Below are 18,772 nucleotides of genomic sequence, written 5' to 3'. Positions count from 1 at the left end.
ATCGGTTCAACAGAGTTAAATCAAGAACATTGCCACAATGGTTGTGACGACTAATCCAGTAATAACAGGCACTAAATTTCTACGAGCAAGTTCGAATGGACTGACATTACAAATAGCTGCAGCTGGGATAAGTGCCCAAGGAATTAAAGTTCCGCCCCCAACCCAGATTGCTGTAATCTGTCCGAGCGCAGTTAAAGTATCGGTGCCACCTCCAATTGCATTGCCAAACAAGCTTCCGACAGAGCCAGCTAATGAAATGCCTGAGAATCCTGAACCATCTAATCCAGTAATTGCGCCAACGACTGATAAAGTAACCGCAGCAATTTCCTTTGTTAATGGAACTACCGAAGCTAATCCAACACCTAAATCGTTAACAATACCGTGAGAGGCTTTCGGTAAAAAGTCACCGATGATTTGGGTGAAGCCAGAATCCCCCAAATAGAAGAAGGCAGCAATAGGAATAACAGGGCCAAATACTTTAAAACCAAATTGGAAGCCGTGTATTAGATAACTTGTAGTCTTTTCAAGTCCTTGTTTTTTGTGGGCTACAACGGAGAGAATGAGTAAAATGAAGACGGCAGTACCGCCGATTAATGCTGTCGCATCTCCACCTTGCAACTTTAAAATGGACATTGCTACGACATCTGCTAAGAAAGCTATTGGAATGATAATTGCAAAGAACTGTTTTTGTTTAAGAGTGAGCAATTTTTCATCTTTTTCTTGCTCTTCATTTGAAACGTTTGTTCCAGTTAATGCGATTGTACCTCGTTTCATATCACGTTTTAATAGTATAAACGCAGTAATAGTCGTAACAAGGCCCATTACAATGACGAGTGGAATACTAGCTGAAATAACATCTCCGACTGGTAACCCGGCTGCATCTGCAGTAAGCTTAGGGGCACCTTGAATGACAAAATCACTTGATAAAGCAATACCATGACCAAATAAGTTCATCGCCATCGCTACACCTAGTGTGACTAAAAGAACCTTTTAAATGAATTGTAGTATATAAAAGGTTCTTGATGTATCATCGTAATTTAACTTCTTTAATATCCACGGAAGGAGAATTTCCTCTGCCCCGTCTATAATCACTTGGAACATCCACTACTATTTCCTCAAAAAGTAGATTGATAAAGTTCTTTTTATCGTTTTCATTAGCTCTATCCCAAATTACAGAAATGTTTTTTGCATGTTCGATTATTTGCGATGTATCTTTTACATTTTTTTTAGACGAAAGATTATTCACTTGTTCTATTAATAGGTTTTCTTCTTTAAGTACTTGAGACATCATCTCAGAATAGTCTTTATGGGTCATTATCCCATCACCAAGAGCTAGCATCCAATTTTTCTTTCTTTTTTTGATTATATTAAGTTGTTTTTCAATTTCAGCAATTATTAAATCATTATTTTGTTCTGAGACTGATCCTTCCAGATTAGGTACTATTGAATTAATGAAACTTTCTAGATTATCAGTAGATAATCCTTTAAGAAATTCACTAATAAGTGTTTTTTCGGTGAATATTGGCAAATCACATGTTCCTTTATTTTTTTTCCCGATACAAATGTAGTGTTTTGTACCTCTTTCTTTTTTAAATTGTCCAGACAAAGCGGAACCACATCTAGCACATCGTAAAACACCACTAAATGGGTAAGGTGAGGTTGCTTTTTTCCCTTCTTTTGTATTAGCTATTCTTCGGTTTTGTGCTTCAACATAGGTTTCTTCCCTTATAATCGCTGGTATGTGTTCACTTTTAATAATAATTGTTTCGATTCTATTCGAATTATGTCCCCATCTTACTTTTCCACAATATACGGGGTTTTCAAGCATTCTAGAAATCGTTCGAATATCCTTATCGATATTAAGTTGTTGTAAATATTTTGCGATTGAGCGTAAGCCCTTACCGTCATTATAAAGTCGGAATATTTCTTTTACTAAAAGGGCTTCTTCCTCGTGTATTTCCAATTTTGAATTTATACTCTTATACCCAAAAGGAGCTTTTGCACCATTTCTTTCTCCAACTTCCGCTTTTTTTCCCATATTTAATAATACACGTTCAGAAATTGTTTCGCGTTCCCATTCAGCCATTGCAGCCACAAGAGTCAAGAAGAATCTTCCTAAAGCCGAAGTGGTATCAAATACTTCAGTAACACTCTTTATCATAACTCCATTTTCTTCAAATGTTTTGAGAAGTGTATGAAGACTACTAACTGATCTAACTAGGCGATCGAGTTTATAGAAGACTACTACATCAAATTTCCCCATTTTAGCATCTTCGATTAATTTTTTCATAGCAGGACGATTTAAATCTTTGGCACTATATCCATCATCGATATATGTGTCAACTAAATCCCAGTTTCCTTGGGATTCTATAAATTTTCTTACTTTTTCTTGCTGAGAGGTTAAACTGTATCCTTCTACCGCTTGTTCATCAGTAGAAACTCGTTCATATTCTACCGTTCTTAAATTATTTTCCATAAAAAAATTCACCTCGCACCTTTTTCAGCCCACTACATAAAATATAATGGTACATCTCGAAAAGCGGGGGGTAGAAAAATGGAGATAGTAGTTCCAGCAGAAAAGCTTGCTGCTGCGGTGAATAAATACCTCTTACCAGCAACAATTAGATATTTAGCAAAAGAACAAGAAGAATCCGAAGAAGTTACAATATCTAAGAAAACCGAGTTTACACAAACACAAGAGTGTTAAAATCAGAATGTTTTATAATACGATTATATAATGATTAAAATGCATGCTCTTTTGGATTATTATCAGAGTTTAATATAACAAAATCGTGGCACGGTAATAAAAGTAAAATGTAAGTGAAATGATGTATGAAATCCAATTAAATACAATTAAAACAGACTTGATTTGAAGTGATTAAAGTCTGTTTTTTTATGTATCTTGTTATTAGGGTTTATAAATTAAAAAGCTAAATTATTATTATTGAAAATAGACTTTCAGCAGATTTGTTATTTAGCTTGGGATGATCCTAGAACACATCGAAAGTATGTTGTTATTGAGCAAAATGCACAGCTAAAAGCTTATAAAGAGATGCTCTTTATAACACGTACGTCAACGATTCGAAGCAGGAAATGACTAAAGTGGTAATGCAGAGATCTAGAAAAGTGGGATTACTATATTTATTGCTTTCTATATAAATATATATAGGCTTGGAGGATCACTTGGTATAAAAGTGACCCTAAGCACCAAAATAGAAGAAAGGCTAGAAAGCTTACACAATTAAAACTTATGATTTGGTTGTTAATTATTAATCATTAAGTTTGTGTAACTAATTCTACAGCTTCTACTACCAATGGAGTTCCTGCTGTAATTGTGCCAGTAACACCGTTAAAAGTTAACTCTGTTGCAGAAACAGTATACGAATCGCCTGCCGCCATTTTCTAACCTCCTTTTAAGATAAAAAGTTTAGAAGATTTTATATCACATTTGTTGGAATCCCAATGATTCTATTATGATGGGAGTTCCAGCATAAATTGTTTCATTAAATGGGTTAATGATTAGTGAATCTGGGGTTACATTATACGTACCGCCCACTTGCATCAAAGCGTTGATGTAAAGATTGACATATCCATTGGGATTAAAAAGTTTGAATTCTGTTAATTGATTGTCATTATCATCTGTAAATAAATTTGCAGGAATGGTTGCACCGTTTGTTAAACTAATATCTGCTGTAGCAATAAATAAATATCTATTTATTATTGGAATAATAGTTCCTTCAGGCATAACAACTGGAGGAGGTTGAATAGAACCTATATCAATAGCTTTAATACGGGGCCAAAGAACTTGGTTCTTTTCACAGTAACTGTCACAAATCAATTTTTGTCGGTTCATTTTTTTGTCACCTCCATTCCGTAATATGTTAGTAACACGGTAAGTTATAGGCGTGTGTTACTTATAATTGAGAAAGCTGTTCATTCATTAATATTCTATGAATTAATGTCGGAAGGTGATTGGGAAGTACATAGGAGATAGTGCTGAACATTTTGAGAAAAAAAGATATTAAAAAGCCACTCCCTATATAGGAAGTGACAAATTATATAATTTATAATTTGAGTTGTAAAAATAATAAATTTGCATTTTGTTTATGACACTACTGTATTAACAATGTGAAACAAATTATAACCAATAGGATTAAAGATAAAATTATGGTAAGAAGGCCACTAACAAGAGAATATAGCATTGGTTTTTATGTATATTCCTTTCGGTAGCCCTATATACTTGGCACGGAAAGTATCATCTCGCTCATATTTAAATTGCTTTGGCGAAATTATAACTATATTTTTAGAGAGAAAAGCAGGCGATTTCCCGATTTTGGGAAAATCGCCTACTTTACTTATTACTTTTGTTTTCAAGTAATTATCTTATTTTACAAAGATAATGATACTGTATGGTAGCTTTAATCTAACTTACGATCATAATCTTTTATGCAATATTAATTCCTGCACTTGCATTACCAGTAATAGTAGTAGCTAGTGCAATCCCTGTGGTAGTAACAGAGTACACCATTAATAAACGATCACCTGCAGCTACTGACACTGGTGCAACGTTTGCAGTACCAGATGTAATAGTGCCTACTGCGATTGTTGAAAGAGCTGGTGATAAATCAACAAATGCTGTTGTAGGGCTGAAAACATTACTTCCCGCAACCGCGCGGTAAACTTGTGCTCTGACTGTTGCTGTTCCTCCTACAAGGGTTAAAGCAACTGTTGCAGACAAGGATGCAGATATAGATGTAATACTACCAGCACGTGGAACTGAAAAGGCTTCCGTTCCAGTAGCAGCTGACAAGTCTATATTATTACCAACAAGAGATACCCCTGGAATAGCCGTACCAAATCCTACAAGACTTGAAGTACCGACTAAGCCACCAGCAAGTGTTACTAAAACAACAGGAATTGTACCTGAAGCGAATGGGACGATAGTGCCTGTTAGTGCTGGTGTAGTAATACATGCAGCGTCTACAGCTGTAAAAGGACCAAGTGAAGTACAATTAGTATTATTTGCGCAGCCGCAATTTGAATTATTCATACACATTTTTACACCCCCTTTCTCCATTATTCTATTCAGTTAAGAATAGGGGGAAAGGGCAGTGACCTAAATGGTGCAAAATATTAAACTAACTCCATTTTCGAAAGAAATTGAAAAACAAAGAGTTCTTTTCTTTTTTTTGCCCTTCTTCAGTTGATTCTTCTTTTACCTCAGGTTGCTTGTTTAACTCTTCAATTTGTATATGGGTTTCAAATTTATTCTTTGGCGTAACTTCAAAGATTTCAAATTCGTCACTTTTTAAAGTAGGGGATGTATTTGTGTTGTCTTGCTCATTAACCACTTCAGAATCTTCAGGAAAGGTGGGCTCTTTAACTACTATAGAATTTTCAGAAATGGCAGTTTCATTAATTATTTCAGAAGTTTCAGGAAAGACAGGTTCTTTTGTTATTACAGAGCTCGTTTTATCTATAGTGATGACAGTGTTATTAATTTTTTCGGAGTCTCCGTAATTAACTAAATCTTCCGTTTTAAGTTCATTATCAATGGGATTATGGATTTCAGCATGCGGTAAAGTATTAGATTCATAAACTCTGATTGGAGCTTCCTGTGCATTCATAGCGTTTTTAAAATGAAAGGTGGATTCGGTGGTGGTATTTCTATATAAACCATTATATATTTGGCTTGGATGAGTATTTGTTGATTGAAAGTATTGTTGATTAAAATGGCGTTCTTCGGGAACATTTCTTTGATTTTCATTGCGAGCGGAAGGTATACCATTGTTTGCATCTAATTGCCCATTTGTTGCTTTACCTGCCAGACTTTGTAACATTTTATAAGATGGCTGTTTTGATGTAATCACCGATTGGTTTGTTGTCAGTGTAATTATTGGATCTCTCTGTGCACCGTTAGCAATAAATTTAGATGTGTTTTCAGTTTTAGGTGTAGTGGTTGGAGTTTCAGTATTTTCAATCGTGCCTAATTTGTTTAGAACCCTTAGTATTTCTTGATTCATTTTTTCATTCATTTGATTCAGAGACTCCATTTGTGTCGATAGAAGTTTTATCTGCTCCTCATAGCCTCTGATTTGCGAATTCTGCATATCTTCTATTGTTTCAGTTTGCCCTTCTATAAGTGCCATCTGCGTTTTAATCCCATTAAAATCCTTTTTCATAAATAGATAATCATCATTTGAAGTCCCCATTTTTAATGAAGTTAACGTTTCCTTGTAGGCATCTATTTTTTTCTTCCATATTTCAATGTCTTGAGTGGAGTACAATTTTGAATCTTCCATTGCATTTCACCCCTTTCAGTCTATTAATATTTTATTTAAATATTTACTTTCTGTTACAAATATCCCGGTCCTTTCAAATATTTTAGTTTCTATATAAGAAGAGGAGATGTAAGTAAACACGATACATACTGATACTTAAGCATTTTAATAAAAATCAGAACGAATTATTTGATAGCCCATGCACTTATAGGTATAAAACATATGATACAACGAAAGCTAAAATTTTATGGAGGTGTCGAAAGGATGCAAGAGAATATGCCATCCCAGGCGCAGGACCCAGAATTAATTTGTATAAACGTTGATAAGGTATTTGACTGGATTGTAAAAGAAATGTCGTTTGATATTTCTCCTACTGGACCAATTGATTTTCCAGGAGTATACCAAAATACTGACTTAACGGGTGCAGTAGTTACATGTAAAGTAGTTCCAGCTACAAGTAATCCAATTGTAATTTTGAGCCGTGAGAATCGCCAATTCTCCATTGATGGTTCAACGGTATGTCTTCAAAATCTAACTATTCAAAAGAATTTTATTCTTACGATAGTTGTTACTTTACCGAATGGAACTATGTACACAAGCAATAATATTCCAGTTTCGCGTTGTGAACAAGTTACATTATGTGCGCCGAAAGGGACAGATGTAGAAATTTTATTCACAGATTTAGATTGTTTCGTGTGTACAACAGGTACATTAACAGCTAGAGAGGGCACAATTACGTTTTCTGCACTAACAATTACTGTATCAGTTTGTCAAAGTATTCAATCTACATTCCCAGTTACTGTGGAATTCTTAGCAACATTCTGTGAACCAAGAGCTGAATTACCATTCACATGTCCGGGTGTAGTTCGTCCTCAGCAGTGTCCCGCTATTTTCCCAACTCTTGGCTAGTGGTACTAACACCTAGGAGGAAATCATATCGTAAAGAGAGGGTAATCCTCTCTTTTTTTTTATGAAAGAATTCAAATATAGCCATCTCCTGAAAAATGTGAATTCTTTAGTTGATTTAATACTATTGGTAAGGGGGACTAATTATGACTGCTCGTATTGTTCATGTGGAAGAAAAGATAAATGAACTAAAAAAACAAACGGATTTTTATGTTCATGAAATTAAACAAAGGGTTGGTAAACTCATTATCCCGGATAGTGTCAACGTCATTAGTTATTTCACATCCTCGTTCAATATTTCTAATAATCCGGATGAAGAGAACTTATGCTTGGGCTCTTATCATATTCGCAATATTGGTAATCAGCCTATAACAAATCCGTATCTATGTATAAAACTGCCTGAAGACTCTCCATTCTCTTTCTCTGGAAAGTATGTCTATGAACATTTTGCACCGAAATTAAAAGGAAACAGTAGCTGGGAGCGAATCAATGATCAATCGAGCAAGGTGGAGTTCTGGCTTAGACCTATAGGAAAAACAACGTTAGAGCCAAACGAAACACTATCATTTCCTAATTTTCAGATCAAATGGGGTCATAATTTATCTTATTCAGGAAGTATCATAGGTTTTACATATTGTGATCAGCTAGAAGATGGTGTCGTTGTCTTAAATCCAATTAATCTCAATGGAATTAGTTATACACAGGGGGATGAAAATGAGTGAGTATGAAAATATGAATCAAAAAATAGATAGTGTTATCCATCAACTTATGAAGGAACAGCTTACGAATTTACCTAGCTATAGTAATGAAGAAAATAATAGCTTTGCTTATCTCGAAAAAAGCACATTGAATCTACTTATTAATTATTTAATATCAGGAGAAAAGATAAAAGCTGAAGAAATGGGCGATGAAGAATTAGAAATTAAGCTTATTAAGCAGCTTGACGAGATGTTAGAGAAAAGTAAGGAGCAATTTGAAGAAGTGATTAGTTTACTTGAAAAATTGTCGTGATAGGAGGTGCAAGTGTGGATAATGATATTGTTAAAAGTAATGATCCCGTTCAGCTTCAGAAAATGATCATTTTATTAAGAGCTGAATTAGAAAAATATAAAAATGAAGTCAAAAGGCTCAGAAATAGTGATTATTATTCACTAGTACTGAGAGTAGAGCGAGAAAATGTTCAATTAACAAAACAGAAAAAGGAGCTTTCGATGGAGCTCTTAAAGCAGAAGAGAGACCATGAAAAAAAAATAAAAACTTACTATGATGATATACAAGTAAGAGAAATCCAGCAGAAAAAACAACTTTCTTCGATAGAGGGTTTATTAAAAGTAGTAGAAGAACTGCGTGCAGAAAATAAGCTAATAAAGGAAACGTTAAAATCCACTAAAGCTGAATTTCTTTCTGTGAATTCAGATGCTAATTATATGACTTTAGTGGATGGCCTTGAAAATAAGTTGAATGTTTTTACAAGGGATATAAGCCAACAAATGAAGACTATAATTGTAGCCCTTGAAAGATCTCGTATAGAACAAACTAATTCAGACAATCTTAATGAGCATTTATCCTTAGAAATAGATGGGAAAAACACTGAGATAGAAAAATTATCGAAAGAATTAGCGGATGTAAAAAAACATAGCTTTTCTCTAAGTGGAAAAACAATGATGAATCCAGAGGTCCTTACACACTTAGATTCTCAAGTAAATAAGGTATTGGCTCAATCAATGGATTTTGAAAAGCAGTTGAATCATAAATTTCGCTTGCTTAATGACTTGGATCACAAATTGAACGAGCTTACTATAGAAATAACTACTGATAAAACTGTATAAAAGTATGTTGAAAAAGGCAGTTTCAAAAGTAAGACAAGATACATTTGCAGTTAATGCGAAATAAACATAAGAGATTTCGGCTAATCTGTAACATTAAGGACAAGTAATGGCACAAGGTAATCGATTTCACCTATACTTGTTTAATATATTACACATAAAGGGACTGCAACAAATTTACAGGCTCGATATGCTGGAACAGACTTAGCTAATGAAAAACAGCGTGCTTGCTATCAGCACTACAATCTTATGACGACTTTTGGCGCTGTTTTAGGTCCGAATGAATTTAGTAGAAAGTATGGGGGGATTTGCACTCTGACGCTTAAATTAGTCTGTATAAGTGATTGCTTTCTCATTATAAACAAAAGTACCCTTTAGGATAGAGTTTTTTCAAAAGTGTCTATCTTATAGGGTACAGTTTAAAGATAAGGAAGATCTTTTTCTTTAAATTCTTTGTTTGTTTTACATTAGTCATGGGGCATTCACTCAGTTTGGTTTTGTTTGTTCTCTACCATTATACCGAATCTGGAGAGGTGTCTGTTTTTTATTTGTTTGAAGCCCTTGAGCTCTAAGGACTCTGGATTATGAAATCAACTCGTTTATATAAAAATTTGATCTTTTATTGGCAGATTGTCCCGGTTTTTATACCAGTAGGACCGTTAAACCCTGGAATTGTATCGATTACTGAATTTGTTGCTATATCTATGACAGACACAGTATTGTCAAGTTGATTTGTGACATAAGCAAGTGTTCCATCCGGCAAGATGGTTACTTGGTCAGGAGATAGTCCTACAGGGATTGTAGCAATCACCGTATTCGTTGCTGTATTTATGACGGATACAGTATTACTACCTTTATTTACGATATAAACAAGTGTTCCATCCGGTGTAATTGCTGTTCCAACAGGTCCTGTTCCCACAGGGATGGTAGCAACTACCGTATTTGTTACTGCATCAATTACAGAGACTGTGTTACTATTTTCATTTGTAACGTAAGCAAATTGTCCGTTCGGTGTGAAAACGATTGATCTAGGGCGAGTTCCCACAGTTATTGTATCAACCACCGAACTTGTTGCTGTATTTATGACGGATACATTATTTGAGTTTTCATTTGCTACGTAAGCAAAGGCACCATTCGGAGTAAAAGCTATGCCTTGAGGTTGGAGCCCTACAGGAATAGTAGCGGTTACGGTATTTGTTGCTGTATTTATGACAGATACAGTGTTATCTCCATGATTTGCTACATAAGCAAGTGCTCCATTTGGTGAAATTGCTACACCAAGAGGATTAACTCCTACCGGAATGGTAGCGATTGGAGTGTTTGTTGCAGTATCAAAAACCGTTACATTATTCGATAAGAAAGCTGGAACATAACCAAGTGTTCCATTTGGTGAAATCGCTACTTCTAGTGGACCAGTTCCTACTGGAATAGTAGCGACTATAGTATTTGTCCCTGTATCAATCACGGATACACTATTATCAGGATTAGCTAGCGTACCAGCGTCTGTAACATATACGAGAAAGTTACAAATTGGTGGTTCAGGTATAAATGGTTGGTTACAACGACAAGGACAACAAAAGCCACAACAATGACAACGACAACTTGGATTTGATTTAAACTTGAACTTTTTAAAATTTTCCACATTGCTCACCCTTACTCTCATATATTGATACTATATGCAAACAGAATTATGTTTCTTGTACGTTTACCTACATCAAATATTCAAATACTTCTGAAAAGTGTCGTGGTAATGAATACCTGTTTAAAAAGATTCCTTTGTTAGCGTTCGGTACACCGAGAGCGGGCAACCCAGCTCGTAATGCGGCTGGCAGTAGTACTGCACCAAGTAATGCAACCGCTGGAGATGGCCAGAAGAACCATGAAATAATCATCATTAAAATACCAATAATCCAGAAGGCAAGAGTCGGGTTTTTGAAAAACTTTGTAAAAGGTGCAATCATGACATCATTAATGCCAGACTTTGATAACACAGAGCTCATTGCGACAATAATCGATATGATTAAAATGGTCGACATTAATTCAGTAATGGCATAGATAAAACTATTAAAAACGCCACTTATGGAGGCAGTTAAACTCCCTGTTGCGAAAATTGCTAGCATGAAAATGCCAATAATACAAATGAGGGTAGTATCTCGACGCTTCACCATAAACCCAATAATCAAAACAATGAAAACAACATAAATCCAATGGAGAGCTGTAAATTCTATGCCCATACTTTTCCCCCTCTAATAGGTCTGATTATAGAATATGAAGGGGTATGAATATGTTGCCTACTGCCCAAATCTAAATTTTTTGTATGGGCTAAATGGATGTTTTGTATGTTTTTAAAAAATAAATTTTAGGGATATCTTCAATGTGAAGTCCTAAAAAGTGCAATAATTGACGTTTCTTTAACGAACATCTATAATGAAAATAATAAGATAATTGAATATAACAATCCTCCGTTTAAGGGGAGTAGCTATACAATAAAATCGTCAATACAGGATAAATATCCTCGGTTTTATTGGCAACTTTTAATAGTTGTTTGCGAGACCTTACCGATTTTTTGGTAAGGTCTTTTTTATGTAAAGGCGTTATAACCGACAAATCGGTTATAACGCCTTTTCTTGTTTAAAATAATGAATACTACAGAATGGAGTTGCTATTATTCTTATATTCCACGAGCTTGCCGCAAGTGTGAAAATTGGACCTGACAATCAGCATACGCTACTGGACTATGACCAATCATTATCATTGATTGGTCAGGGGAGAAGTGCCTATGTATTTAGAATTAAACAAACGGAAAAAGCTTTGAAAGTATTTTTTCCGGAATATATGTATATTGCTGAGGAAGAAGCAGAAATCTATAAAGTAATTCAGGAAATCAATTATTATCCAACGCTTTATGATGCAGGATCAAATTATTTAGTTATTGATTATATAGAAGGAACTACGCTTTTTGACTGTCTCACAAATGGTATTCCAATTTCTCAAGAGGTCATCCAAAATATTGATATCGCTTTGCAATTGGCAAAACAAGAGGGATTAAATCCATCTGACGTTCATTTAAGAAACATCTTAATTACATCAGATCAGCAAGTAAAGATTATAGACGTGGCTAGATTTAGACAAACGAAAGACTGCAGCCAATGGCTCGATTTGAAAAAGGCGTTTTACTGTTATTATGAAAAACGCTATTTTCCAAAGAAGATTCCAGAATTCATGTTAAATGGTATTGCTATGATTTATAAAAAGAATATTTTTAAATAATTGATACAAAGAATAAAGGGCTATCCAATAACTGATAGCCCTATCACGTGTCTATTTAACTGACGAAAACCAACTGTTCCATTTATCTTTTGTGGTTTCGTAAACACCATCTTGTTTTGTTTTAAGATAATAAGTTGTTCCTATTTCAGCATCGGTTAAATCTTTGTAGGCAACTATTTTTTTGTATTCTATTCTTTTCCCAATATAAGCTTGCACTGTTGATGGTAAGCCAGTTGTTTGGGATACTTTGAAAGCTGAGCCAAATTCATCAACTTTAAACGCAACAAGTTTCGTTGTTATTTTAACTTTACCATCTATTTTCGTTTTCTCCGTGACGATTTTGTACACTTTGGCTTGACCTTCTGCAGTGTAATAGTCATAAGTCGTTATAGGTGGATTAGGTGATAGCGGAATGATTGATGTCTCTGCATGAACTATGTCAATTTCGCCATTAGGTCCTGAAACGCCTGTTAGAACAATACCACTTGCTAATAGTCCAGTAACGAGTGTTTTGACAACTTTCATTTCAATACCAACTCCTTGTGTGAGTATGACTTTTTAAGTGAATACTTTGAATTCAAAAATATTATACCCAAAAAAGTTTTTAATAACCTAAGTGGCTGGCACTTATTAATCTTTTATAGCTTTCCAAATAGTCCATCTATCTTTTTCGATAATGATCTTATTATCATTTAAAGCCAACTTTTCTTTAATATACAAAACGAGTTCTTCAAGTTGTTTGTCACTCAAGTCATATAGAATGGAGCGACCTGTTCTATTTAATAAGTCAGTTTCTAAATCAGATAGAGCTTTATATGTCTTTCTCGTTTCCCAAAACGAAAAATTCTGTGTATCTTTGAATCCTTCTGCTAGTAATGTTTGAATGACTTTTTCACTTGAATGTCTTCTTTCAGTTTCTTTATTCACTAAGTATGGATATTTAGAGAAAAAATAACCTCTAATGTGAGTAGGACTTCCTTCAAGGATGCAATCTTCAGGTGTTCTATCTTGAATGATGAAAATACCACCTGGTTTTAACAATTGAAAAGCTTCTTTAAAACAACTCTCCAAATCATTAATATGATGGATGATTGCTCTTTCTAAAATAATGTCATATTGTTCTTTTTTTAGTTGAGTATTTAAGGCATTACCTAAATGGAAATTTATGTTGGCATAACTTTTACAGTTCTCTTTGGCAGAAGATAAAATTTCCTTAGAAAAATCTAATCCCGTAACAAAAGAAGCGCCCATTTCTGCAAAAGCTTTTGTGTAAATACCTCCACCACATCCAATATCTAAAACGTTTTTACCTTCAATCTCACAAATTGACTGGATCATATTCACCCAAGTATCATCTGCTTGTCGTTTGGCATAAGTAGAACGGTTATCCTGACTATGAAAATCAATCGTCATAAAATGACCTCCAATTCTTATTAACGTTAAGATAATTATCGATCTAAAGTAGATGTAAGTAAATGTTATTTATATTATAATAATCGATCAATATTTCTTATATGTAAGTTTCAAGCATTAATTAATAAACCCCATAAAAAAACGCCCACTCAATAGGAGTGAGCGAAACTAAAAATAAGGGCTATAAAAGGAAGATTTCTCCTTAACTATATACTTAATTAACAGAAAAGTCTATCATTTAACATCGCTTTTCGAAAAAATATTTCGTAGGGCAAAATAAATGTGAATTGATTATTCAAATAAGAAAGTAGAAGTCTTTAAGCTTTATCAATTTCGTACCAAGGATTTAGGTGAATAAGCACTTCGTCGACATCAGGTTGATTTTCCATTATCGTTTTCTTGATTTTGCGAATAATATCATGACCTTCTTGAATTGTTAATTCACCAGCTACACCCACTCGAAGGTCTATCAATACATAATGACCGTGTTCTCTTGCGCGTAGTCGATCAATGCGTTTTACTTCTGGAATAGTAAGTATTAAAGTCGTAAAGTTATCCAATCTTTCCTTACTAACACTTTTTTCCATGAGTGTGTCTATTGCTTCTATTATCATTCCATATGCAAGTTTGAAAACTAAGATGGTTACAATGATACCGGCAATTGGATCTCCGTAAGTAAGTAGTTGAATATGATAAATCTCTCCAACAAGTGCAAGGCCAATTCCCAATACGGCTGCTAATGAAGCATACACATCTGCCAGATGATCATAGGCAGTTGCAATTAAGCCTTTACTATTCGTTCTTTTGCCAATTCTAATCGTATAGACGTATAAAACTTGCTTCCATACGAGTGAAATAATTGCAGTAATAAAAGCTATTACACTTGCTTTTTCAGGTTCATGAAAGAATGCTGAAAAAGATTCAAAGGCAATATAAATTGCTGCTAGTAATAAAATTATACCGACAATGGCAGAGCTGATCACTTCAGCTTTACCGTGGCCATAAGGATGGTCTTCATCCGCTGGACGTTTTGAAATACGCATTGAAGTTAAAGCAGCACCACTTGCAATAACATCACCAGCGTTATGGTAACCATCTGCAAGAAGAACAGGGCTATTGAAGAGAGTACCTACAACAATTTTAAGGATTGTTAAAATGATGTTACTTATTAAACTAATCCACCCGGCAAGTAATGAACCATTTGAATTTGTGCCTTGATTCATAAGTTTGCACCTCCTATAAAATTCTTTCCCAAGAGCAACAAAAACCCCCGACTGGTTTTAGTCGAGGGTTTTTGTTTTTTGAAATATATAGTATTGTGAATTTGTAGTTTGTATCATAATTATCACTCACTATTTTTAGACATCTTATAATTTTACCATGAAGTTTTTGGTGGAGCAATATGATTTATTTTTTATTTCTCCTTTTGTTCTAGCATATTGCTAGTACAGCAGTTCGTTTTAAAGTCAGAATAATCAGTATGTGATAAAATAAAAAAATGCTTCTTATAATTCGAACGTCAATGGAGGTCTATTATGAACATTGAGCAACTGCAGTATATTATCAAAGTCTCTGAATTGCGTTCTATTTCTATTGCATCGAAAAACCTTCATGTTTCCCAATCAGGCATTAGTATGGCTATCTCGAGTTTGGAGAAGGAACTAGGTGTGAAAATCTTCAATCGTTCGCGTGCAGGAACGATACCTACGGAAGCCGGATTTGAGATCATAAAAAAAGCCTATGAAGCTATGGGGATTTTGAAAGAAATAAAGGACAAAGCTCAAAGTTATACAGATACGATGGAAAATGAATTAAGATTGGCATCTACCCAAAGTATGTTTCTCACTATTTTGCCTAAGTCATTAGCTATCTTTAAAGAAAAGTATCCGCAAGTAAATATTATTATTGAAGAAAAGGCAAACCATGATGTGATTGATGATGTGAAAGATAACAAGATAAACATCGGATTAATGAGCATACCAAGTAGAGTATTATATGAAGATGAATTGGAATTTAACCCTATTATAGAAGGGAAGTTAACTGTTGTTGTTAGTAAGCATTCACCATTGGCTCATCGAAAAAGCATAACCCCTCAAGATTTGCTCGGTCAGAGCTTAGTCGTCTATAACGGTCCGAAAATGCAACTATTTATTCAAAATCTTTTTAAACATTTTGGTCCAATAAATATTTTGTTTTCCACTAATAATATGGAGGTTATTAAAAAAACAGTTTCTGAAGGTTTAGCTATTTCATTTTATTATGAAGTGGGGGTCAATAATGATCCGTATTTCTTAAACGGAGAAGTTATTGCTATTCCGTTGATTAACGTAAAACATGATTCTCTATTTCTAGGTTGGCTTCGATCGAAGAAATATCCATTATCAAACACTGCTATAGAATTTATCAAATGTTTAGAATCAGAAATTGCTAATCCCAGCCATTAGTCCTTTGCTACTATGTATAACCCATATATCAATTTTACTTAAGTTTTTATCGTAAATACTTATTTTACTTCAATGAAATCTATAGCTAAAATTAAAATAGATTTAAAATTACGAATATTCTATGAAATTGTATATTCTAGACAATTAGAATGCCGACAACTCACGATTTGTAATTTAATCTCAATAAAGTTATAGGAAAGAAGTGAAACGAATGGTATTGGTACTTAAAGAAAATCTAAAAGCACTTCGTGAAAAGCTACGTAAATTTATCGACAATGAATTGCTCCCTTATGAAGCAGAGAAACAATTGAATTCAGAAGAGGATATCCCTATGGAAGCAATTAAATGGGTAAGAACGCGTTCAAGGGAATTGGGGTTTTATGGAATTAATTTACCGAAAGAACTAGGCGGTCAGGACCTTAGTTTAGAAGGACTTTGCATGTTAAAAGAAGAGTTGTGTCGATCGGGAGCAATTTTGTGGGGGCAGGTGATTGGTGAAATAGGTGGGCCCCTACGAATTGGGCAAATGTTAGGAAGTTTTACACCAGAGCAAACTCAAAAATATGTCCTTCCAATCGTTACAGGCGAAATGAGTTGTTGTTTTGCCCTTACTGAACCTAATGCAGGTTCAGACTCATTTGCAATAGAGACGACTGCCGTTAAAGATGGCGATGAATATATATTAAACGGTAAGAAGCATTTTATCAGTGCGGCTCCATATGCGGATTTCGCTATTGTGATCGCTAAGGAATTGCTAGACGATAAGAAAGAGAGAATCACTGCATTTATCGTAGAGAAAAAGACACCTACTAATTCCGGTTTTGAACTAGGTGAAATACAAGTTCCGATGTCTGGTGAACGTATTCACGCCGAGTTGCTATTTACTCAATGTCGCGTTCCAGCAGCTAATATTATTGGAAATCCAGGAGAAGGGTTGCTACTTGGATTGAAAAGAATTAATACGAATCGGGCTTCTCACGCGAGTGGATTTGTAGGGATGGCCCAATGTCTCCTGGAATTATCGATTGAGCGATCTAAATCAAGAGTACAGTTCGGTCGTACCATTGGTGAATTTCAGGCAATCCAACATATGCTAGCTGACATGGCTACAGAGATATACGCAGCTAGATGTATGGTCTATGATGTTATCGAAAAGATTGATGCAGGGAAGGAAGAACGAGCAGGCGCAGCTATGGCAAAATTGTATTCTGCAGAAGTAGTTAACCGTGTAGCAGATAAAGCTGTCCAAATCTTTGGAGGACAGGGGTTAGTACAAGGGCACCCTGTAGAAAAAATGTACAGAAGTGCAAGGATGTATCGAATCTTAACCGGGACTTCAGAAATTCAACGAAATACAATTGCCAAAGAATTATTAAAATAGAAGACTATTAAATGGTTCATAAATAACAATGTGAGGAATGATAAAAGGATGGTGTCTAGTAATTTTAAAGAAGTAAAAGTCATTGATTTATCCTTATTACTTCCTGGACCTTATTGCACCATGCTACTCGGTGATTTAGGAATGGAAATCATTAAGGTTGAGAATGTTGGGCGTGGAGATGACACGAGGGCGTCGAAGCCGATATTTAATATGCTGCATCGCAATAAAAAATCGATTGCGCTTGATTTGAAGCAGAAAGAAGGCAAAGAAATTCTCAAGAAGTTAATAAGAGACGCAGATGTCATTTTGGAAGGGTTCCGACCAGGGGTTATGGAGCGTTTGGGATTTGGATATGAACAGGTGAAAGAAATAAATCCGCAGATCGTCTATTGTTCAATTTCTGGTTTTGGGCAAACCGGGCCATATAAGGATCGTGCCGGTCACGATCTAAATTATTTGGCACTGGCAGGCATGGTTGGCATTCCGTCTCAAATGGATATGCCTACAACTAGACCGGCTACACGTGTATCAGATTTAGGTGGGGGTCTAATGGCGGCATTTTCAATCCTTGTTGGACTTTTGGAAGCTAAACAATCCAAACAAGGACAGTATATAGATGTAGCCATAACGGATTTGATGGCTGCCTGGGTGGGTGTTTTTTTACCAGCATTTTTGCACAATGAGAAAGCGCTTTCTTCGACGGAATCCCCATTAGTTATGCCTGGGAATGATATGTATGAGACTAAAGATGGGAAATGGCTAACTCTTGGTTTAAATGAAGATAAATTTTGGGTCAATTTTATTCAGTGTTTACAACAAGAATTTCCCGTATTAGGTATAAAGCAATGGAGAAATCCATTAGAGAGAATGAGTAGAAAAGTAGAGTTACATCATTTGATAAAAGGTATTATTTTATCGCAGCCAATTAGTCACTGGGAGCAGGTTTTTGAAACTATTGATATCCCTTGGTTTCCTGTCAATGGGGCAGCTGATGTATTAAAAGATCCGCATTTGAAAGCGAGACAGATATTCAACGACTGGGTTAATCCGGATACAGGGGAAATGGAACTACAGGTCAGATTTCCTTCACTTTTTTCAATAACATCGACTAGTTATGAAAGTGGGGCGCCGGTCCTAGGACAGGATACGGAGGAGATATTACGACAACTGGAGTACCATCCTCACGATATCGAAAACTTACTACAATTAAAGGCGATTAGAAAGGCCGAATAGGCTAATGGAGGTATCGAA

The 18,772-nt window shown here is 35.1% G+C and carries 17 protein-coding genes and 4 pseudogenes; 10 read left to right on the top strand and 11 right to left on the bottom strand.

Annotation, left to right across the window (positions count from 1 at the left end; translation table 11 throughout):
- Positions 1-15: 15 nt before the first annotated feature.
- Together AMD00_RS05560 and AMD00_RS05555 are read right to left on the bottom strand one after the other, a co-directional pair.
- A pseudogene (locus tag AMD00_RS05560) lies at positions 16-981 on the bottom strand (hypothetical protein); the annotation flags it as partial.
- 46 nt (positions 982-1,027) lie between these two features.
- The gene (locus AMD00_RS05555; protein WP_053416063.1) at positions 1,028-2,476 is read right to left on the bottom strand and encodes a recombinase family protein; all 1,449 of its coding nucleotides are present in this window, start codon (positions 2,474-2,476) and stop codon (positions 1,028-1,030) included.
- 78 nt (positions 2,477-2,554) lie between these two features.
- Between AMD00_RS05555 and AMD00_RS23150 the strand changes: the two genes are divergently transcribed.
- The gene (locus AMD00_RS23150; protein ID WP_157059178.1) at positions 2,555-2,707 is read left to right on the top strand and encodes a hypothetical protein; all 153 of its coding nucleotides are present in this window, start codon (positions 2,555-2,557) and stop codon (positions 2,705-2,707) included.
- Positions 2,708-3,276: 569 nt separating this feature from the next.
- Here AMD00_RS23150 and AMD00_RS24110 read toward each other — a convergent pair.
- From AMD00_RS24110 to AMD00_RS05540, 4 genes are all read right to left on the bottom strand, one after another.
- Positions 3,277-3,399, bottom strand: a complete 123-nt coding sequence (locus AMD00_RS24110; protein WP_281173035.1) for a hypothetical protein — start codon at positions 3,397-3,399, stop codon at positions 3,277-3,279.
- Between the two features lie 43 nt (positions 3,400-3,442).
- A complete protein-coding gene (locus AMD00_RS05550) occupies positions 3,443-3,853 on the bottom strand; it encodes a DUF4183 domain-containing protein (RefSeq protein ID WP_053416062.1) in 411 nt (136 codons plus the stop codon).
- A 591-nt stretch (positions 3,854-4,444) separates the two neighbouring features.
- On the bottom strand, positions 4,445-5,056 hold the full coding sequence (locus AMD00_RS05545; protein WP_053416061.1) for an exosporium glycoprotein BclB-related protein: 612 nt from the start codon (positions 5,054-5,056) through the stop codon (positions 4,445-4,447).
- A gap of 82 nt (positions 5,057-5,138) precedes the next feature.
- Entirely contained in the window at positions 5,139-6,302 is a 1,164-nt protein-coding gene (locus AMD00_RS05540) for a hypothetical protein (RefSeq protein WP_053416060.1), read from the bottom strand.
- 243 nt (positions 6,303-6,545) lie between these two features.
- Between AMD00_RS05540 and AMD00_RS05535 the strand changes: the two genes are divergently transcribed.
- From AMD00_RS05535 to AMD00_RS23905, 5 genes and pseudogenes are all read left to right on the top strand, one after another.
- Positions 6,546-7,190, top strand: coding sequence for a BMQ_0737 family morphogenetic spore coat protein (locus AMD00_RS05535; RefSeq protein WP_053416059.1), 645 nt, complete (start codon positions 6,546-6,548; stop codon positions 7,188-7,190).
- A gap of 143 nt (positions 7,191-7,333) precedes the next feature.
- Positions 7,334-7,909: a hypothetical protein gene (locus AMD00_RS05530; RefSeq protein WP_053416058.1), complete on the top strand. Its 576-nt coding sequence runs from the start codon at positions 7,334-7,336 to the stop codon at positions 7,907-7,909.
- The gene (locus AMD00_RS05525; protein ID WP_053416057.1) at positions 7,902-8,198 is read left to right on the top strand and encodes a hypothetical protein; all 297 of its coding nucleotides are present in this window, start codon (positions 7,902-7,904) and stop codon (positions 8,196-8,198) included. The genes AMD00_RS05530 and AMD00_RS05525 overlap by 8 nt, the downstream gene beginning before the upstream one ends.
- A 14-nt stretch (positions 8,199-8,212) precedes the next feature.
- The gene (locus AMD00_RS05520) at positions 8,213-9,016 is read left to right on the top strand and encodes a hypothetical protein (RefSeq protein ID WP_053416056.1); all 804 of its coding nucleotides are present in this window, start codon (positions 8,213-8,215) and stop codon (positions 9,014-9,016) included.
- Between the two features lie 147 nt (positions 9,017-9,163).
- Positions 9,164-9,295, top strand: a pseudogene (locus tag AMD00_RS23905) (MFS transporter); the annotation flags it as partial.
- A gap of 337 nt (positions 9,296-9,632) precedes the next feature.
- Here AMD00_RS23905 and AMD00_RS05515 read toward each other — a convergent pair.
- A pseudogene (locus tag AMD00_RS05515) lies at positions 9,633-10,565 on the bottom strand (beta-propeller fold lactonase family protein); the annotation flags it as partial.
- 229 nt (positions 10,566-10,794) lie between these two features.
- Positions 10,795-11,247: pseudogene (locus tag AMD00_RS05510) on the bottom strand (hypothetical protein); the annotation flags it as partial.
- 463 nt (positions 11,248-11,710) lie between these two features.
- Between AMD00_RS05510 and AMD00_RS05505 the strand changes: the two are divergent.
- Positions 11,711-12,283, top strand: coding sequence for a protein kinase family protein (locus AMD00_RS05505; protein WP_245639444.1), 573 nt, complete (start codon positions 11,711-11,713; stop codon positions 12,281-12,283).
- A gap of 51 nt (positions 12,284-12,334) precedes the next feature.
- Here the strand turns inward: AMD00_RS05505 and AMD00_RS05500 are convergent, their stop codons facing one another.
- From AMD00_RS05500 to AMD00_RS05490, 3 genes are all read right to left on the bottom strand, one after another.
- Positions 12,335-12,808: a hypothetical protein gene (locus tag AMD00_RS05500; protein ID WP_053416053.1), complete on the bottom strand. Its 474-nt coding sequence runs from the start codon at positions 12,806-12,808 to the stop codon at positions 12,335-12,337.
- Between the two features lie 105 nt (positions 12,809-12,913).
- Positions 12,914-13,696: a class I SAM-dependent methyltransferase gene (locus AMD00_RS05495; RefSeq protein ID WP_053416052.1), complete on the bottom strand. Its 783-nt coding sequence runs from the start codon at positions 13,694-13,696 to the stop codon at positions 12,914-12,916.
- Positions 13,697-14,013: 317 nt separating this feature from the next.
- Entirely contained in the window at positions 14,014-14,919 is a 906-nt protein-coding gene (locus AMD00_RS05490) for a cation diffusion facilitator family transporter (RefSeq protein ID WP_053416051.1), read from the bottom strand.
- Positions 14,920-15,231: 312 nt separating this feature from the next.
- On the opposite strand from AMD00_RS05490, the gene AMD00_RS05485 reads away from it, so the two are divergent.
- The 3 genes from AMD00_RS05485 to AMD00_RS05475 all read left to right on the top strand — a co-directional run bounded on the left by AMD00_RS05485 (position 15,232) and on the right by AMD00_RS05475 (position 18,754).
- Positions 15,232-16,140, top strand: coding sequence for a LysR family transcriptional regulator (locus AMD00_RS05485; RefSeq protein WP_053416050.1), 909 nt, complete (start codon positions 15,232-15,234; stop codon positions 16,138-16,140).
- 211 nt (positions 16,141-16,351) lie between these two features.
- Positions 16,352-17,521 (top strand): acyl-CoA dehydrogenase family protein, encoded by a 1,170-nt coding sequence (locus tag AMD00_RS05480; RefSeq protein WP_053416049.1) that lies wholly within the window; start codon positions 16,352-16,354, stop codon positions 17,519-17,521.
- A 48-nt stretch (positions 17,522-17,569) separates the two neighbouring features.
- Entirely contained in the window at positions 17,570-18,754 is a 1,185-nt protein-coding gene (locus AMD00_RS05475; protein ID WP_053416048.1) for a CaiB/BaiF CoA transferase family protein, read from the top strand.
- Positions 18,755-18,772 lie beyond the last annotated feature (18 nt).

Origin of the sequence: Viridibacillus arvi (assembly GCF_001274945.1) — a bacterium.
Classification (GTDB): Bacteria; Bacillota; Bacilli; order Bacillales_A; family Planococcaceae; genus Viridibacillus; species Viridibacillus arvi.
Note: the sequence above shows the minus strand (reverse complement) of the source record. Positions and strands in the feature narration are given on the sequence as shown.

What these genes read in the sequence shown, in the direction of transcription:
- AMD00_RS05555 (WP_053416063.1), bottom strand. Translation starts at nt 2,476, where the DNA reads ATGGAAAATAATTTAAGAACGGTAGAATATGAACGAGTTTCTACTGAT.
- AMD00_RS23150 (WP_157059178.1), top strand. Translation starts at nt 2,555, where the DNA reads ATGGAGATAGTAGTTCCAGCAGAAAAGCTTGCTGCTGCGGTGAATAAA.
- AMD00_RS24110 (WP_281173035.1), bottom strand. Translation starts at nt 3,399, where the DNA reads ATGGCGGCAGGCGATTCGTATACTGTTTCTGCAACAGAGTTAACTTTT.
- AMD00_RS05550 (WP_053416062.1), bottom strand. Translation starts at nt 3,853, where the DNA reads ATGAACCGACAAAAATTGATTTGTGACAGTTACTGTGAAAAGAACCAA.
- AMD00_RS05545 (WP_053416061.1), bottom strand. Translation starts at nt 5,056, where the DNA reads ATGTGTATGAATAATTCAAATTGCGGCTGCGCAAATAATACTAATTGT.
- AMD00_RS05540 (WP_053416060.1), bottom strand. Translation starts at nt 6,302, where the DNA reads ATGGAAGATTCAAAATTGTACTCCACTCAAGACATTGAAATATGGAAG.
- AMD00_RS05535 (WP_053416059.1), top strand. Translation starts at nt 6,546, where the DNA reads ATGCAAGAGAATATGCCATCCCAGGCGCAGGACCCAGAATTAATTTGT.
- AMD00_RS05530 (WP_053416058.1), top strand. Translation starts at nt 7,334, where the DNA reads ATGACTGCTCGTATTGTTCATGTGGAAGAAAAGATAAATGAACTAAAA.
- AMD00_RS05525 (WP_053416057.1), top strand. Translation starts at nt 7,902, where the DNA reads ATGAGTGAGTATGAAAATATGAATCAAAAAATAGATAGTGTTATCCAT.
- AMD00_RS05500 (WP_053416053.1), bottom strand. Translation starts at nt 12,808, where the DNA reads ATGAAAGTTGTCAAAACACTCGTTACTGGACTATTAGCAAGTGGTATT.
- AMD00_RS05495 (WP_053416052.1), bottom strand. Translation starts at nt 13,696, where the DNA reads ATGACGATTGATTTTCATAGTCAGGATAACCGTTCTACTTATGCCAAA.
- AMD00_RS05490 (WP_053416051.1), bottom strand. Translation starts at nt 14,919, where the DNA reads ATGAATCAAGGCACAAATTCAAATGGTTCATTACTTGCCGGGTGGATT.
- AMD00_RS05485 (WP_053416050.1), top strand. Translation starts at nt 15,232, where the DNA reads ATGAACATTGAGCAACTGCAGTATATTATCAAAGTCTCTGAATTGCGT.
- AMD00_RS05480 (WP_053416049.1), top strand. Translation starts at nt 16,352, where the DNA reads ATGGTATTGGTACTTAAAGAAAATCTAAAAGCACTTCGTGAAAAGCTA.
- AMD00_RS05475 (WP_053416048.1), top strand. Translation starts at nt 17,570, where the DNA reads ATGGTGTCTAGTAATTTTAAAGAAGTAAAAGTCATTGATTTATCCTTA.